General features: G+C 50.9%; 15 protein-coding genes. 7 read left to right on the plus strand and 8 right to left on the minus strand.

The genetic code is table 11. The annotated features are described in order from the left end of the window. The first annotated feature begins 2 nt into the window (after positions 1 to 2). From IPG80_RS18410 to IPG80_RS18440, 7 genes are read left to right on the plus strand one after another with little or no spacing between them, the layout of a single operon-like run. A complete protein-coding gene (locus tag IPG80_RS18410; RefSeq protein ID WP_345110032.1) occupies positions 3 to 1,187 on the plus strand; it encodes a glycosyltransferase in 1,185 nt (394 codons plus the stop codon). Positions 1,188 to 1,202: 15 nt separating this feature from the next. Continuing rightward, positions 1,203 to 1,535 (plus strand): STAS domain-containing protein, encoded by a 333-nt coding sequence (locus tag IPG80_RS18415; protein WP_345110034.1) that lies wholly within the window; start codon positions 1,203 to 1,205, stop codon positions 1,533 to 1,535. Next, the gene (locus IPG80_RS18420; protein ID WP_345110037.1) at positions 1,535 to 3,457 is read left to right on the plus strand and encodes a SpoIIE family protein phosphatase; all 1,923 of its coding nucleotides are present in this window, start codon (positions 1,535 to 1,537) and stop codon (positions 3,455 to 3,457) included. The genes IPG80_RS18415 and IPG80_RS18420 overlap by 1 nt, the downstream gene beginning before the upstream one ends. 15 nt (positions 3,458 to 3,472) lie before the next feature. After that, the gene (locus IPG80_RS18425) at positions 3,473 to 3,817 is read left to right on the plus strand and encodes an STAS domain-containing protein (protein ID WP_345110040.1); all 345 of its coding nucleotides are present in this window, start codon (positions 3,473 to 3,475) and stop codon (positions 3,815 to 3,817) included. Between the two features lie 2 nt (positions 3,818 to 3,819). Continuing rightward, the gene (locus IPG80_RS18430) at positions 3,820 to 4,203 is read left to right on the plus strand and encodes a response regulator (RefSeq protein ID WP_345110042.1); all 384 of its coding nucleotides are present in this window, start codon (positions 3,820 to 3,822) and stop codon (positions 4,201 to 4,203) included. Then, a complete protein-coding gene (locus tag IPG80_RS18435; protein WP_345110045.1) occupies positions 4,190 to 5,470 on the plus strand; it encodes an oligosaccharide flippase family protein in 1,281 nt (426 codons plus the stop codon). Before IPG80_RS18430 ends, IPG80_RS18435 begins: the two co-directional genes overlap by 14 nt. After that, a complete protein-coding gene (locus IPG80_RS18440) occupies positions 5,463 to 8,582 on the plus strand; it encodes a PAS domain S-box protein (RefSeq protein WP_345110047.1) in 3,120 nt (1,039 codons plus the stop codon). The genes IPG80_RS18435 and IPG80_RS18440 overlap by 8 nt, the downstream gene beginning before the upstream one ends. Before the next feature lie 25 nt (positions 8,583 to 8,607). On the opposite strand, the gene IPG80_RS18445 is transcribed toward IPG80_RS18440, so the two are convergent. The 8 genes from IPG80_RS18445 to IPG80_RS18480 are packed head-to-tail and all read right to left on the minus strand — an operon-like array spanning position 8,608 to position 16,217. Then, positions 8,608 to 9,147: a hydrogenase 3 maturation endopeptidase HyCI gene (locus tag IPG80_RS18445; protein WP_345110050.1), complete on the minus strand. Its 540-nt coding sequence runs from the start codon at positions 9,145 to 9,147 to the stop codon at positions 8,608 to 8,610. Then, on the minus strand, positions 9,086 to 9,511 hold the full coding sequence (locus tag IPG80_RS18450; protein WP_345110053.1) for a 4Fe-4S dicluster domain-containing protein: 426 nt from the start codon (positions 9,509 to 9,511) through the stop codon (positions 9,086 to 9,088). The genes IPG80_RS18445 and IPG80_RS18450 overlap by 62 nt, the downstream gene beginning before the upstream one ends. Continuing rightward, complete coding sequence (locus IPG80_RS18455) at positions 9,508 to 10,431, minus strand: complex I subunit 1 family protein (RefSeq protein WP_345110056.1); 924 nt, start codon at positions 10,429 to 10,431, stop codon at positions 9,508 to 9,510. The genes IPG80_RS18450 and IPG80_RS18455 overlap by 4 nt, the downstream gene beginning before the upstream one ends. Then, positions 10,428 to 12,107: an NADH-quinone oxidoreductase subunit C gene (locus IPG80_RS18460; RefSeq protein ID WP_345110059.1), complete on the minus strand. Its 1,680-nt coding sequence runs from the start codon at positions 12,105 to 12,107 to the stop codon at positions 10,428 to 10,430. The genes IPG80_RS18455 and IPG80_RS18460 overlap by 4 nt, the downstream gene beginning before the upstream one ends. Then, positions 12,104 to 12,604: an NADH-quinone oxidoreductase subunit B family protein gene (locus IPG80_RS18465; protein ID WP_345110062.1), complete on the minus strand. Its 501-nt coding sequence runs from the start codon at positions 12,602 to 12,604 to the stop codon at positions 12,104 to 12,106. Before IPG80_RS18465 ends, IPG80_RS18460 begins: the two co-directional genes overlap by 4 nt. 13 nt (positions 12,605 to 12,617) lie before the next feature. Then, on the minus strand, positions 12,618 to 12,932 hold the full coding sequence (locus IPG80_RS18470) for a hypothetical protein (protein WP_345110065.1): 315 nt from the start codon (positions 12,930 to 12,932) through the stop codon (positions 12,618 to 12,620). A gap of 11 nt (positions 12,933 to 12,943) precedes the next feature. Beyond that, positions 12,944 to 14,467, minus strand: a complete 1,524-nt coding sequence (locus IPG80_RS18475) for a proton-conducting transporter membrane subunit (protein ID WP_345110068.1) — start codon at positions 14,465 to 14,467, stop codon at positions 12,944 to 12,946. Position 14,468: 1 nt separating this feature from the next. Next, complete coding sequence (locus IPG80_RS18480) at positions 14,469 to 16,217, minus strand: NADH-quinone oxidoreductase subunit L (RefSeq protein WP_345110070.1); 1,749 nt, start codon at positions 16,215 to 16,217, stop codon at positions 14,469 to 14,471.

Genomic DNA, 16,217 nt, shown 5'->3' on the forward strand with positions numbered 1-16,217 from the left:
CCATGCGAATTGCAATTGTCACTGCCTACCCCCCATCTAAAAGCTCGCTTAACGAATACGCGTTTCACTTCATCCGCTTTTTAAAGACCAAAGTTGAGAATGTAAGCGAGATCGTGCTGTTAGTGGACGAACTGCCTGAGGGTCAGGAATATTCCCAGGAACAAGAGCCAGGTCAGGTCCCGATGCGAAGCGTGCCTTGTTGGAAGTTCAACGCCATGAACAATGTCTCGCGCATCCGAAAGGCTGTCCGCGAAGCAGATCCCGACATTGTTCTATTCAACATTCAATTCGCCTCCTTCGGTGATAAGAAAGTGCCTGCCACTTTGGGTTTGCTCACGCCGTGGACGTTAAAACGCGACGGACACAAAGTTGTTGTTTTGCTCCACAACATCATGGAAACGGTTAACTTAAAATCGGCAGGCTTTGGCAGCAACCCTGTCCTCGAAGCCGTCATTCGTTTGTTTGGCAATATCGTCACGCGTTTCATCCTCACCGCCGACTGGGTGGCTGTGACCATCCCAAAATATGTGGAGATCCTCGAAAAGAATTACGGTGCAAAAAATGTATTACTTGCACCTCACGGTTCATTTGAAGAGCCCACGAACACCGAACCCAGCACCTTGCCAGGCGGCAACCCCACGGTGATGACCTTTGGGAAGTTCGGCACCTACAAAACCGTTGATCTTTTGGTGGAAGCCCATGCAGAGTTATTAAAGAAACATCCTGATATGCGCCTTGTCATCGCCGGGACAGACAGCCCAAATTCAGCCGGGTACCTGCAAGGCGTACGTAATAAATACGCCCAAGTGCCCAATGTGGAATATACAGGTTATGTTGCCGAAGAGGACGTGCCACGTATTTTTGGTGAAGCGTGGGTGGTGGCATTCCCTTACACATCCACCACAGGCAGTTCAGGGGTGCTGCATCAGGCAGGCGGATATGGCAAAGCCGTTGTGCTGCCCAACCTCGGTGACTTTGCCGAACTTGTATTGGAAGAAGGTTACGACGCAGAATTTTTTGAACCGACCAGCGCAGCCAGCCTGGCGGCATCGATCGCCAAGGTGATCGATAATCCTGAACGTCAGAAAGAAATCGGTTTGCGTAATTACACCGCAGCAAACGGATTGCCCATCACGGAAGTGGTGGATTGGTACCTGATCCATTTTGAGGAATTGTTAAAGAAGTAATTCATAAGGAGATGTATGGAAATCATCAAATCAACCCGGAACAACCTGCCCGTCCTGCAATTGAAAGGACGCTTTGATGCCCACGAAGTGGAACCTGTTAACACGTGGCTGGTGGAGCAATCCAAGGCGGGCAATATCAAGCTTATTGTCAATCTGGAAGGCGTCAACTTCATAGACTCAACCGCCCTCTCTGCTCTTGTGCGCGGATTGAAACTTTGCCGCGAACAGAATGGCGACCTGCATGTCTGTTCGTTACTACAGCCGGTACGTGTGATCTTCGAATTAACTCGACTGGACAAAGCCTTTGATATTTTCCAGACCGAGGAAGAAGCCGCGAAAGGATTCTAGTGGTCCCTGAAATTACAGACAAACATCGCGAGATATTTAAATCCCTCGCCTCCGGCTGGATGCGCATCGGCGCGACCTGTGTGCAACTAACCCAGGGTAATGAAGTACTGATCGGTTGCCCGAATTCGGTCTCGAGTTCGATGCCAGCCCTTTCGGCATCTTCGCGCACCTCGGGTTTATCCTTACAGGTTTACGGTGTTGCCGATCTACGCTGGGCACCCAGTGCAGAATCCATGCTGGACGTGTTTGTTAGTCTGCTTACAGCAGACAGCGACCTCGATAGTTTGACCGCTGCTCTGGTTGAAACTCAGGACAGATTGGTGGCTTTATACGAACTTACCCAAGCCACCCGCCGCACACTGGATGTGCCTCATCTGCTTGATCTGCTCATCAAACAATCCAAACATCTTATGGATGTGGACGGCGGCTTTGTGGTCCTAAAAGAATCCGGCAAGACCGCCATCATTCATCAGGTATCAGAAACACCTCTCCACCCTGCTCACATGGAAGCAGCGGCGACCCTGTATCAACGGGATCCCAACCGACACATCTTTAAAGACTCAGAAACCCTGCCTGGCGGCATCCGCAATGTCATGATGGTCTCCCTGCCGGTGCGAGACGAGATCACGGCAGCCGTTGGTTTGTTCAACAAGACTGGCAATTTCACCACACCGGATATCAAACTGGCAAAAGCGATCGCTGGGCACATCGGCGCACAATTGGAAAATGCCCTGCTCCACAAGGAAGCCGTGGAGCGCACCCGCCTCGAAACCGAAATGGATATTGCCCGCCAGGTGCAAACCGCCATTCTGCCGCAAAGCATTCCACAGGTAAAAGGATTGGATGTGTACGCCGAATCTACGCCTGCCCTTGAGGTCGGCGGCGATTTCTTCGATGTGCTCGAACGCTCGCAAGACTCGCTGGTCTTTGCATTAGGCGATGTGACCGGAAAAGGCATGCCCGCCGCACTGTTGATGAGCATGACCCATACCATCATCAAATCTGCCTCGCGCAACATGCCGTTCGACCGACCGCATCAGGTACTTAATCGGCTCAACCACGACATGTCTGCAGATTTCTCCAGTGTCAGTATGTTCACCACCGTCATCCTTGGCTTACTGGATTGCCAAACCGGCACACTTCATTTCAGCAATGCGGGGCAAAGCCCGATCTATTATGTCCCTGCCCAAGGTGAGCCGGTTCTACTCGAAGCACAGGACATCCCTGTGGGGATTCTCGACACGTACGAATATTCAACACAAACTTTGCACCTCTCGCAAGGCGACCTATTCATCGCCGCATCCGACGGCTTTCCAGAATCTCGAAACCCGGCAGGTGAAATGTACGGCTACGAACGCATGAAATACGTCTTGCAGGCTGCACGCCAGTTACCGACAAAACAAATGGCGGAAGCTTTACAGGCAGATGTTAATGCCTTCTGCGGAACACATCCGCAAGACGACGACCGCACGATCGTCATCATCAAATTCACAAAGCCAAATGAGACAATTAAAATGCCCAATGAAAAAGTCACGGTAAATGCCAACTATAAGGATATTCGCATCCCAAGCGAAAAGCTGCGCGCCATGCTTAAACGCGCCAATGTCTCAGAAGATATTACCGGACTGTGCGAACTTGCCTTACATGAATTATTAACCAACCTGGTAGACCACGCCTACGAAGGGGTTTCGAACGGTCTGATCGAAGTGCAACTTTCCTGCACCAGCGACAGCATCATTATGCAAACACAAGATAGCGGCACTCCCGCAAACGTGAATTTGGATCGGGTTCACATGCCAGACCCCGCCGACCTTGCAGAAGGCGGCTATGGGATGGCGATCATCCGTTCCCTGATGGATGATGTCAAATATAGAACTTCACAGGGAAAGAATATCTGGCAACTCATTAAGCATTTGAAATAAAAGAAAGAGGTCCCCATGTCACTAGAAATCAATGCCACTGAACAGGTCATTAAGATCGCTGCCATCGCCCTTAAAGGCAGGCTGGATGCATTTGAAGCTCCTGCCTTGCGAAAAATGTGCGATATCTATATTGCCGATAAATATACACATTTCGTCTTCGACTTGACCGATGTCTCCATGCTCGACTCCGCCGGGCTGGCAGTATTGGTCAGTGTACTCAAGCGCACGCGCATGAAAAACGGCGATGTCCGCCTTGTCTGGCCGCGCGAAGAGGCTGCCTCACGCATCCTCAAACTGACCAAGTTCGATCAGGTGTTTGTCTCCATCGACAAATCCGAGATCATCCCAAGAGGCTTTTAACCATGAGCAAAACCAGGATCCTCGTCGTTGACGACGAACCGAACAACCAACGTATTCTCAACTACACCCTCAACAAAGCCGGGTACGAAACCCTTACTGCCGGAACCGGTGAAGCGGCACTGGAAATGCTCAAGGAAGAAAGCGCCGATCTGGCGATCCTCGATGTTGCCATGCCCGGCATGGACGGCATCACCCTGCTGCAACACATCCGTACCATTCAAAAATACAAACATCTACCCGTGATCATTCTTACCGGCAGCGGCGATGACGCCGAACGCATCCGTGCGGAAGAAGCCGGTGTACAAAGCTTCCTTACCAAACCTGCCAGTTCCAGGATGATCCTTGATACTGTGACCCAATTGCTTGACCTCAATGCAAAAGATTAAAGAACTCCTCCGCTCAAAGATCGCCTCTGCCAGCGCCCTGCTCATGCTAAGCATGACCGTCGTCAATGCGGGCAATTACGTCTACAACCTCATCATGGGGCGATGGCTGGGTCCATCACTTTTTGCAGACCTCTCTCTGATCGTCACCCTTCTATTGGTCGTAACCTTCCTGACGGCACCGATCCAGATGACTGCCGCACGGTATTCTGCCATTCACACCGCAGATGGAGACAACCAAACCCTCGCCTCGATCCGACGTTTTATCTGGTTCGTTGCCCTGAGTCTTGGTCTACTGCTGACGGTCTTCTTCGCCGCACTTGCGCCCCTCTTGCAAAAATTCTTCCATACACAATCCTTTCTGTCATTTATCATCTTTGGCGCGGCAATGCCATTCGCCATGCTTCAGTCCGTGGAGCGGGGAATGCTTCAGGGGCGCACCAACTTTAAGATATTGGCGATCAGCTACCAGGTTGAAATGTGGAGCCGGTTACTCATCAGTATTGGGCTAGTGGCTCTGGGACTCTCCGTCGATGGCGCGGTGACCGGCATCAGTCTATCCTTTTTTTTCACATGGCTGGTGGCAAGGTCTGCCGTCCATGGATTGGGAACGAAGGAGTCCATCACCAAAGAAACCCGCCAGGACCTGTTGACTTTCGCCGCCCCTGTGCTCGTTTCACAGCTGGGGCAGATCCTCATCAATAATAGTGATGTTATTTTAGTAAAACGTTTTTTTGAAACCACCGAAGCCGGGCAATATGCCGCGCTGGCGTTGATCGGACGTATTGTATTTTTTGCCACCTGGTCGGTCGTCACCACCATGTTCCCGATCGTGGCGCAAAAGCAAAAGATGGGCGAACCGCACGGGCACTTGCTTTGGATCTCGCTGGGTATCGTACTGGGAGTCTCCACGCCTGTCGTTTTACTGACCCTGGCTGCACCTGAGTTTGTTGTAACGATTCTCTTTGGTGAAAAATATATCGGCGTAGCGTCTTTACTATGGTTGTATGCACTGGCTACCTCACTGTATGCCATGGCAAACGTGGTCATTAATTACCGCCTATCATTGGGCATGGGAAAAGAGACCGGGTTTGCGATTGCCGCAGGCATTGCGCAGGTGGCAGGGATAATCCTATTCCACCGCTCACTGGAACAGGTTGTGTTTGTACAAGTTGCTGTAATGGCAGGTTTGTTCCTTAGCCTGCTCTGGAAAAATTTCCTTCACAAACATGTGGTTGCCTTCATTAAAATGGGTTTAAACCATGCTTGAGTTGTTAATGTCCATGTCTACCAGCGCCATTCTGGTATTCGATGAAACCGGGAATGTGCTGTTATCCAATTCCGCCGCAACCGATATGTTAGGTTATTCAGAGGTGGAATTTAAAAAACTGCGGCTGCGCTCACTCATACCACAGGAGTACGTAAAAAAACACGCCAATTTATTCAAGGCGTTCATAAACAGCAATGAAACCTTAAGAAAGATGGGGGAATATCGCGAAGTTTCTGCAAGGCGTAAAGATGGCGTAGTCGTTCCTGTTCACGCATCCATTGGGCAAGCAAACTTGGATGGCAGGAAAACGCTCGTCGCAGTGCTTCGAGATCTCACTGCTGAAAAAAAGGCGGAAGAAAATATTCGATCATTGGCTCTGCTGCCGCAAGAGAATCCCAACCCTGTCTTGCGCATTAATGCCACTGGTGAGATCTTATACGCCAATACCAGTGCAATCAATTTCCTAAAAGACATAGGCATACCCGAAGCAGATCACGCCCATCCCGCCTGGCAAGGTTATCTGGCAGAAACACTCCAGAGTGGGTCGCAGATGACCAGATTCATCCGACACGGCGAACGTATCTACTCCTGTGTCTTTGCGCCCGTAAGCGAAATGGCGTATATCAACCTTTATGCATTGGATGTGACCGAACGCGAAATCGAAAAATCGAGGCTTGACCTATCAGATAATATTTTGAATTCAATCGGGAATCTTGTATTGGTGGCTAATAGTAATGCAGAAATTATTTACGTCAGTCCATCGGTACAAAAAATCATCGGCTACACCCCTGAAGAGATTCTCGGCGGCGGCTGGTGGGAAATGGAGCGTATTTCGGGCGGCGACGTAGAAGCCGAAAAAGAATACATCCGCAATGCTGCATCGGGAAAGACACATGTGGACGGCACTCCCTACGAACACCGCGTCCGGCACAAAGACGGTTCCTGGCGTTGGTTAATGCTGGCAGATACCAAGGGTCCGAACGATATGCTTATCGGCATCGGCACAGATATCACCAACATCAAACAGGCGGAAGAAGAACTGGTGCGTCAAAACGAGTTTGCCCAAATGTTAATGGAACAAATGGGGCAAGGGTTGACCGTTACAAACAAGGATGGGCAATTCACTTTCGTCAACCCGTCCTACGCGAAAATGCTCGGCTACGAACCGGAAGAATTGCTGGGAAAAACCCCATTCGATGTCACATTTCAGGAAGACCACATCACCCTGCACAATGCGCAGATGACGCGCGCCTCGGGGCAGATCAATAGTTACGAAACCCGGTTGCGCAGAAAGAACGGAGAAGAGGCATACACCCTTATAACCGGTTCACCCCGCGTAAAAAATGGTGAATTCGAAGGGGCAGTGACGGTCATCACCGACCTGACCGAACGCATGCAAATGGAAAAAAACCTGCGTGAGAGCGAGGGATTCATCCGTGCCTTGTACGATATCGTCGCCGCCAAGGATAGCTTTGAACAAAAAGTTCACGGTTTGCTGGAATTGGGAACACAGCGCTTCAGCCTTCCGATCGGCATTTTTTCAAAAATCACAGGGGAGGATTACACGGTAGTCGAAACGATTTCGACAGACCTGTCCATCCATACAGGCGCTGTTTTTGAATTGCATGATACATATTGCGTAGAGACTATTCACTCCCTTGTCCCAATAAGTTTTCGACAGGCAAAGGGCAGCAATTGGGCTGTTCATCCGTGCTATCAGTCGTTTAAACTGGAATCCTATCTGGGCATGCCTGTATACCGCGGCGGACAGATCTATGGAACTCTGAATTTCTCCAGCACAACACCACTGACAAAAGACATTTCAGAAGCCGATAAGAACATCCTCAAAGTGATGGCGCAATGGATAGGGGATGAATTAGACCGCCTGTATGCCGCAGAACAGCTCCGCACGTATGCAGAGGAGATCAATAAAAACAACATTGAACTTTCCGAAGCCCGCGACAACGCCCTGGAAGCAGCTTATTTAAAAGGTGCCTTCCTCGCCACCATGAGTCATGAGATCCGTACACCGATGAACGCCATTATGGGGATGAACGAATTATTGCTGGATACAGAATTAAATGCGGAGCAGCGCGAGTTTGCTGAGACCATTGAAACATCAACCCGCAACTTATTGGCGATCCTGAACGATATTCTGGATTTCTCAAAGATCGAAGCAGGGAAATTATCGATCATTCCGTCACCATTCAAGCCCGACACATTGGTCCGTGAAACCGTAAAGTTATTCATGCCGAAGGCACAACAAAAGAGCATCCTCCTTTCGGTGATGGTCACATCCAACATTCCTGATGCGGCCATGGGGGACTCAGGCAGAATCCGCCAGATACTAAGCAATCTGATCAGCAACGCGATCAAGTTCACCCCGGAAGGCGGATTGGTCTTCGTCAACCTTTCGGGAACTCAGATCAACGAAGAAAACCTTATAGTGACTTTTACCGTCCAGGATACCGGGCAGGGCATCTCAGAATCGATGAAGAAAAAACTTTTTGAACCTTTCACCCAGGCAGACGCCTCGCATACCCGCAAACACGGCGGGACCGGGCTGGGACTGGCTATTTCCAAACGCCTGGTGGACCTAATGCATGGCGAGATCGGTTTTGACTCTATGGAAGGAACGGGGTCCACGTTTTGGTTCAGCCTGCCGCTTGGCACGAATATCCCCAAACACCCGAAAATCAAGAAAGCACCTGAAGCAAGGTGGAAAGATTTCTCAAACCAGCGCCCAATATTGATCGTAGAAGACAATCTGGTTAACCGCGATCTGCTCTCGATGCAGTTGCGCGAATTCGGCATCACCAGCCGTCATGCCGGGAACGGACGGGAAGCCGTGGAACTCCTGCAAGTAGACCCGGATGCCTTTTCGCTGGTCCTTATGGATCTGAACATGCCGGATATGGACGGTCTGACTGCAGCACGCAAGATCCGCGAACACGAAAAGGTGAACCAAAAACACACCATTATCGTGGCAGTTACCGCTAACGCTATGCAAGGCATCAAGGACTCATGTTTACAAGCGGGCATGAATGATTTCATTAATAAACCAGTGTCTTTGAAAGATATTGAAAACTTGCTTTCGAAATGGTTGAACTAAGAAATAGAGAACTGTAACTTTTTTATTACCCCATAGATACATTCAGAAATATTCTGGTCATCTCTTTCACGATTTCGTCCATTGCAAAACGAACAGGTGCGCTAAGCACGGTGTCGACTGCATTATGCATAGGTTGAATCCCCAACACGAAAACATCACACCCCATTTCTGATGCAAGGTAACTCGCAAGCATGGAAAGCGGCAGTGAATGGGAAGACGCACTCATCCCGTCGATCGAGTCAAGAGGGATCCATTGGACCGTACCGGGAATTTCGTCCATATGTGCAGCATCGATCAGGATGACGATCTCCGGGTGGAAGGTACGCAAGCGCCCGGTGACATTCTCTGGGGCAGGTCCACCTTCTACAACCAGAAGATGAGCTGGGGAGTCAGTAGTTTGAAGGTGCGAAAGGAGAGTACGCGCCACCATGAGCCCGACAGAGTCGTCTCCGCGTAGATCATTGCCAACTCCGATGAGGCAGGTTCGAGGGAGGCTGAAGCGGTTATTTTTTTGTGTCCGGGATAGATTCCGGATGAGCAAGTCTGTCCATGAGGTCGGCAACATCGTCTTCTTTTCCATAATATGCGGTAAATCTTTCCTTACTCAGGGCGGCAAGCTCCCAATCATTATTGGGCATGGTGATGCATTTGAATTTACAGGATTGAATGCATTGCCCGCAGTAGGCGCATTTATCAATATTGTAGCGGGCAACATAGCGCTTCGCGGCACGATCGAGAATAACGATATCGAGCGCCTCAGCAGGACAGTCTTTGCTGCATAGATTGCAACCTGTGCATTTGACAGGGTCAAAATGCAGACGTCCACGGAAACGCTCTGCGGTCTTCGGTTTTTTAACGGGGTAATTTTCAGTGGCTGGCGGGCTGAAAAAAGATCTAACAATGTCTTTGAACATGGATCCGAAATTCATGACAGCCATCCTTTCAATAATACAATGACCAGGATCTGCAAGAGAGCCAGCAAGGCGCCAAAACGCCACCACATCCCCACCGTCTGATCGATCCGCAAGCGGGTCAGCATGGATTGCAAGATCGCCATGAAGAGCAATATGATGAGCGTTTTTAACAAGAAGATCAATGGGTTGCCGATGCCGCCCAGATAAAAAGCGGTGACAAGGCTGATGGCGACAACCAACTCTACTGACTTGCCAATGTGAAAGAGTGCCAACCCACGACCGGAATATTCGGTGAGCGCTCCGGCGACGATCTCGGTTTCTGCTTCGGGGGCATCAAAGGGAGGAAGCTCCAGTTTTCCCATTAAGCCGATCAAAGCAATAACGAAGCCGACGGGCTGCGAGATGATCATCCAATGCGTACCTGCGTAGGCACTAATGTCTTTGATGACCCATGTGCCGGCGGCCATGGCAGGACCCAGCAACGCCAATAAAAATGGAGCTTCGTATGCGAACAGTTGAGTGAGCGAACGTGTAGCACCAATCAGTGAAAAACGACTCGAACCGTTCCAGCCGGCAAGTCCGGTACACATGGTCAATAACGAAAGAAGATAGAGCGTTACGATCAGATCTCCCTGGAAGGAATATATGGGGGCAAATCCAAGGATCGGTGTGTAAAGCGCGGCGGTCAATGCGCCAGTCAACGCAACGATGGGCAAGCCATGGAAGAGCAGGTCGATCACTCCTTGCGGCTGGATCTCTTCTTTGGATATCAATTTGATGGTATCCGCCAGCGGCTGGAACCAGCGCGGACCAATGCGATTTTGAAAACGCGCTACCAGTTTTCGATCAGCCCATTCATATAACATGCCGCTCAAAATAAGGCTGACACCAGCCGGGAAGAACATAATAGAGAAGAGCGACGCCAGAATACTCATTTTGTCTCCCGTTGGGTTGAATATTTCTGAATGCCGTACTCCCGCAATTGGCTCCAGGTAAGGGTTTGCGAGCTATCCTGTTTGCGTACGGTGACCATGCGGTCATTGCAAGAAAAGCATGGATCCATGCCCGCGATCAACATGGGAATGTCTGCCAGTTGATGCCCAACCGCTTTGTTTAAAACAGAAGTCCAATTGCAAATACTGGGCGTGCGAATCTTTATACGGGCGGGGTTCTCACCGCCGTTACTTTTTATATAATAGAAGGCTTCGCCGCGCGGAGCTTCCACCCGGCTGATGGTTTCACCTGCAGGGATCTTGCGCGGAAAACGGGTTGTGATCTCACCGGCTGGGAGGTTATCCACAATGATGCGGATGGTGACGCAACTAACCAATAATTCTTTCATACGGACAGCAAAGCGTGCTTCGAGATCGCCGCGATCGTCGGTGGTAAGGCTGATGGGAAAATAGCGGTAAGCGCCATACGGTGAGTCGATGCGGACATCACGCTTCAAACCAGACGCCCGTGCGGTTGGACCAAGGGCGCCAAAGTGTTTCGCTTCTTCCAGGGTCATGGTTCCAATACCGCGTGTACGCTGCAGGAAAGATGTATCCGTTGTAACGATGTGAAGGTAGTAGCGAATACGTTCTTCAAGGTAATCGAGGGCAGTGTGAATGGATCGGGAAAGTTCGGCATCGAGATCATGCTTAACGCCACCCAAGACGATGATCGAGTAATTCACACGATTTCCGGTCAGTTTTTCGAGCAGGTCCATCACGGTTTCGCGGTCGCGCCAGGAATACATGAAAAGCGTATCAAAGCCTGCTTCATGAGCGGAGACTCCCAGCCAGAGCAGGTGGCTATGGATGCGCTCCAAACCGGCAATGATCTCACGGATCGCCTGGGCACGAGCGGGAACTTCCACCTGCGCCAGTTTTTCAACACCCATGGCATAGGCACTGGTATGAGTATGGGAGCAGATCCCACAGATGCGTTCAAGCAAATATAAGTTCTGGATCCAATTGCGTTGCTCGGTGGCTTTTTCGATGCCGCGATGGACATAGCCCAAACGCATGCGCGCGCCGGTGATGATCTCACCATCCACTGCAAATTCGAAATGTCCGGGCTCCTTCAGTGCGGGGTGCTGTGGTCCGATCGGGATGGTGAATTTGTTACCGATACGTCCCATTTCCGGAAAAGTTTCACGCGGTTCGACGGGTGCCGCTTTTTCAATGCTGAAATCTTCACGCAGTGGATACACCCCGTCGGGCCAATCGTCTGGGAGAAAAAGGCGTGACGGATCAGGTGTGCCCACCACATGCACACCCAGCATTTCACCAAGTTCACGTTCAAAGAAGGAAGCCACTGGGATCTGATCACTGATGGATGGAACATCCGGTTGATCTTCACGCGGCAAATGGATCCGCAGGCTGGTGATGGCTGCGCCTTCGCAAAAATGATAGATAAGTTCCAGTTTGTTAACTTCCCTGCCCAAATCTGTGGGTGTGATCGCGGAGAGATATCCCCATTCACTTCTGATCAACGCAGCGGTGGCTGCTGGCAGATCCGTGGCTTCGATGTTCACATCCAGGCGGTTGGCTTCAGGGGTTGTATCACCTTTGGAAAACGGCGCAAGGATCTCTTTAGCACGTTGGAGGGCGGCTTCAGTGGTCATTCTTTCTCCTGCAAAGCGAATTGGAGCGGCTCGGGACGGGTCCCATTTTGGAGATGGGTTAACAATTTAACAATGCCATCGATGATCGCTTCCGGGCGCGGCGGGCAGCCAGGGATGTAGGCATCCACAGGCAGAACCTCATCAATATGACCGACGATGTTGTAACAGCCTTGGAAAACCCCGCCGGAAATTCCGCAGGAACCAACCGCCACAACAAACTTCGGGGCAGGCATCTGCTCGTATGTGCGTAACAAGCGTTCGCGAGCCTGACGCGTCACAGGTCCGGTGCAGATCAAAATATCGGCATGGCGCGGGCTTCCCTTCAACTTGATGCCAAAGCGCTCAATGTCATAACGGGGCGTGAGTGTGGCAAGGATCTCGATATCGCAGCCATTACAGGAACCGCTATTAAAATGGATCGCCCACGGAGAATTAACGCGCGACCAAGTGGTCATTCTACCGATCAAGTGACTCGTATAGTTTTGAACAGTATTCATAAGAGACTCCGCACTACCCAAGGATCAATGCCAGCAAAGCCAGCATTAAACCGCCAATGTACACAATGGTGACCGGTTCCAATCTGCCGGTACCCAGCATAAGCACACCCAGATGTAGGATCGCAAAAAACAAAGCAACTACAAAAAACGGGCGATACCCGGGTGCAGCAGGTTCGAGGTCTTGCTTTTCGCCGCTGGCATATCCGCTCGTTTTGGATTTGCTGGCAGTGCCGCGCATGGCGATAGCCTTGCCGGTCATGTAAAGCGCACCAACCAAAACACCATAGATCGCAAATGCAAAAGGCGGGGTTAAGAGTAGTTCTGCCATATCGTTTCTCTCTACATACCAAAGATCATTAAGATCGCCTGACCCGCAGGTTCAGTCAGCCAACTCATCAGCGAAGGAACCAAACCGATCGCCAGAATGGATAATGCAAGCACGACCAGGGGAATATTCATCGCCAGCGGAATCGCTTCACCCTGCTGAACGATGTCACCCATTTTTTGGCGATACATCATGTTGACGACTGGCGCATAATACCCCAAGGACAACACGCTGTTCAACGCAGCAAAGATCACCAATCCCATCACCCAGCCATTGCCGCTTTGAAACCCAGCGACAAAGACCTGCCACTTGGACATAAATCCTGCCAGAGGAGGCAAGCCGCCCAACGCCAGCAATGCAATGCTGAGTGCGAGCGCCGCCAACGGATAATTATGTGCCGCACCTGCCAAATCTTCAATTACCAGCGAACGATGACTTCCTTTTTGATTCAACAACGCAAACATGAATGCGCCAACCGTCAAAAACGCCAGCCCCTTCATGAGCATATGGTTGAAAATATGAAACGCCGCGCCTTGCGCCCCTGCCAATTGCCCACTGGTCAACGTAATGCCAATACCCAGCAGGATGTACCCTATATGGCTCAAACTGGAATACGCCAACATGCGTTTAAGCTGCACCTGCTTCAGCGCCATTAAGTTACCAAAAAGCATGTTCACCGCGCCAAAACCAAGCAGGAGCGTGCCCCACGAAACGGACAACAAACCAAGCGTTGAAAGCGCGCGCAGCATGGCAAGCAATCCCGCTTCGATAACCACGCCCGAAAGCATGGCACTAATCCCGCTCGGCGCTTGTGAATGCGCATCGGGCAGCCAGGTGTGTAATGGAACGAGAGCCACTTTCACACCGAAACCAATTACGAAGAATGCGCCCGCCAAGGCAAGTCCGTTGTGAGGGGATGTGAATGCACCTGTCGCCAATCGGATCTTGTCCATGTCCAATGTGCCGGTTGCACCAAGCACCAACGCAACTCCCAGCAACACGAACACTGAGCCCACCGCACTCTGCACAAGATATTTAATTCCCGCTTCCAATGAAGCGGATTGTTCGCGATAAAAAGCCACCAACAAATACGATGAGACCGCCATTGCCTCAAACCACATCCAGAAGTTGAAGAGATCATTCGCACAACCCAAGCCAACGATCAATCCGATCATCGCCAACAACATCGCGTAATATTTTTCTTCACCAACTTCCCCCGCCATGTACGGACCCGAATAAAGCACTACGAACATCCCCAACCCCAATGTCACTGCCGCCAACAACAAACTCAATCCATCAGCTTGCAAACCGATCGTTTCAAAATAGAAAGTTAATCGCCCGCCTTGTGCAATGAATTGTCTCCAACTCATTACAAATGGGATCCATGCCAGCACCAGCGCCAGCAGTGCCAATCCGCGCACCAGCCATGAACGACCATTCCCTTCCACTTTCCGCAAGCCGAGCCGCCCCGCCAAATACACTAACGGCGAAGCACCCAGGGGCAACGCGATCATCCACGGAAAAATCGTCGAATTCATGTTATGCACTCCAAATTAAAAAGACCAGCACAATCAGCAATGCGCCTAAAATTCCGATCACATTCCAATTTAACTTGCCTGTCTGTGTTTCCTGCAATACGGTTGCAAATTTAAATGTGTTGAAAGTGACTTGCCGATTCAACCAATCGAAACCAAAGCTTTCGCGGCTGAGGATATCGAACCGCGCCTCTTTCCCCGCTGCGGACTGCTTCCTGACCAACCAAAAAATTCCCAATCCCAAGCCGATAACCGTCAATGCGATGTATGTAGAGGGAGCAGAGAAAATTTCTTCAACCAACTCCGGTGTGCTCAACTCATGAATTGAATGAAAAGGCAGCGTTGCATGGAACAGTCTGCTGAAAAGACCGGCTAATAACCAAGTAGATAATGTGCCAGCCACCAACAGACCAAACGACATCTTCATCGCGGAGCCTGCGCCATGCACATGCAAGGATGAGTCACGCGCTTCACCAAAGAAGACCAGCCATGTCATGCGTAAGGTGTAAAAAGCCGTCATGCCTGCGCCGAGCAACATTCCAACATATGCCCAGATGGGTCCATCCGCGAGACCGACTTCAAGGATTAATTCCTTGCTCCAAAAGCCGTTCAAGATGGGCAAACCCGCCAACGCCAACGCGCCGAGGATAAAGACATTCCGCACGAATGGCATTTGTTTGCCAAGCGCACCCATGCGACGCATATCGCGAGTCCCAACACTGTGAATGACCGAACCCGCCGCAAGGAACAACAACGCCTTGAAAACTGCATGGCTCAACAAATGGAATTGACTGGCAAAGAAACCGCCCACGCCAATGGCGTAAACCATGTATCCAAGTTGACTGACTGTTGAATACGCCAACGCGCGTTTCAGGTCAGTCGCAGTGAGTGCCATGAACGCTGTGATCAATGCAGAAACCAAACCAACAATTGTGACGGACAATGCCCAACCGGGAACCTTCACAAAGGCAGGGTAAAAACGAGCCAACAGATACACGCCCGCATTCACCATCGTCGCGGCATGGATGAGCGCACTGATCGGGGTCGGCGCTTCCATTGCATCGGGCAGCCATGTGTGGAACGGGAACTGTGCCGATTTCGCAGCCGCTGCGATCAAAAAACCAAAGGCAACAAAGGCTAATAAATTAGCAGGGATCGTCCCTGCATTTTCAAGCAAGGCGGAGACTTGATACGTTCCGAGCGTAGCATAGGTTATCAACGCCCCCGCCAACAGCCCCACCCCACCAACCTGGGTAATGATCAACGCTTTGATGCCGCCCGCCACTGCTTTCGGGTCATCGTTATAAAAGGAAATAAGCGCATATGAGCAGAGCGCGGTGATCTCCCAGAAGAAGAACATGAAAAGCAAACTTCCGCTGAGGACGAGTCCTGCCATGGCACCGATGAAGAGTAACACGAAGGTGTAGTAACGGCTTAGCTGTGCTTCGCCCTTCATATAATCCACGGAGTAAACGACAGCCAGAGAACCGATCACACAGGCGATGGCGGTCAATGCGACGGCGAGTCCATCGGGGGTGAAGGTGAGGCTGCCGAAGAAGGCGCCCATCGGGATGTCCACTGCTGTTTCAGCGGAGGAGAAGAAGATCAATGCCAGGGATGCGCATCCTGCTGCGATGGAAAAAGCAACTGCCAGCGTATGTTGGAGGCGCGGATTTTCATCCTGAGTGCGCCAAAGAACGAGCGCTCCCAGCCAAGGGATGCCGATCACGAGTCCGATCAATGTTTCTGTCAT

The sequence above is a fragment of the Candidatus Villigracilis vicinus genome, assembly GCF_016702885.1.
GTDB lineage: Bacteria > Chloroflexota > Anaerolineae > Anaerolineales > Villigracilaceae > Villigracilis > Villigracilis vicinus.

Coding starts and splice junctions, on each gene's coding strand:
- IPG80_RS18410 (WP_345110032.1), top strand. CDS start 3: ATGCGAATTGCAATTGTCACTGCCTACCCCCCATCTAAAAGCTCGCTT.
- IPG80_RS18415 (WP_345110034.1), top strand. CDS start 1,203: ATGGAAATCATCAAATCAACCCGGAACAACCTGCCCGTCCTGCAATTG.
- IPG80_RS18425 (WP_345110040.1), top strand. CDS start 3,473: ATGTCACTAGAAATCAATGCCACTGAACAGGTCATTAAGATCGCTGCC.
- IPG80_RS18430 (WP_345110042.1), top strand. CDS start 3,820: ATGAGCAAAACCAGGATCCTCGTCGTTGACGACGAACCGAACAACCAA.
- IPG80_RS18435 (WP_345110045.1), top strand. CDS start 4,190: ATGCAAAAGATTAAAGAACTCCTCCGCTCAAAGATCGCCTCTGCCAGC.
- IPG80_RS18440 (WP_345110047.1), top strand. CDS start 5,463: ATGCTTGAGTTGTTAATGTCCATGTCTACCAGCGCCATTCTGGTATTC.
- IPG80_RS18445 (WP_345110050.1), bottom strand. CDS start 9,147: ATGTTGCCGACCTCATGGACAGACTTGCTCATCCGGAATCTATCCCGG.
- IPG80_RS18450 (WP_345110053.1), bottom strand. CDS start 9,511: ATGAATTTCGGATCCATGTTCAAAGACATTGTTAGATCTTTTTTCAGC.
- IPG80_RS18455 (WP_345110056.1), bottom strand. CDS start 10,431: ATGAGTATTCTGGCGTCGCTCTTCTCTATTATGTTCTTCCCGGCTGGT.
- IPG80_RS18460 (WP_345110059.1), bottom strand. CDS start 12,107: ATGACCACTGAAGCCGCCCTCCAACGTGCTAAAGAGATCCTTGCGCCG.
- IPG80_RS18465 (WP_345110062.1), bottom strand. CDS start 12,604: ATGAATACTGTTCAAAACTATACGAGTCACTTGATCGGTAGAATGACC.
- IPG80_RS18470 (WP_345110065.1), bottom strand. CDS start 12,932: ATGGCAGAACTACTCTTAACCCCGCCTTTTGCATTTGCGATCTATGGT.
- IPG80_RS18475 (WP_345110068.1), bottom strand. CDS start 14,467: ATGAATTCGACGATTTTTCCGTGGATGATCGCGTTGCCCCTGGGTGCT.
- IPG80_RS18480 (WP_345110070.1), bottom strand. CDS start 16,217: ATGACAGAAACATTGATCGGACTCGTGATCGGCATCCCTTGGCTGGGA.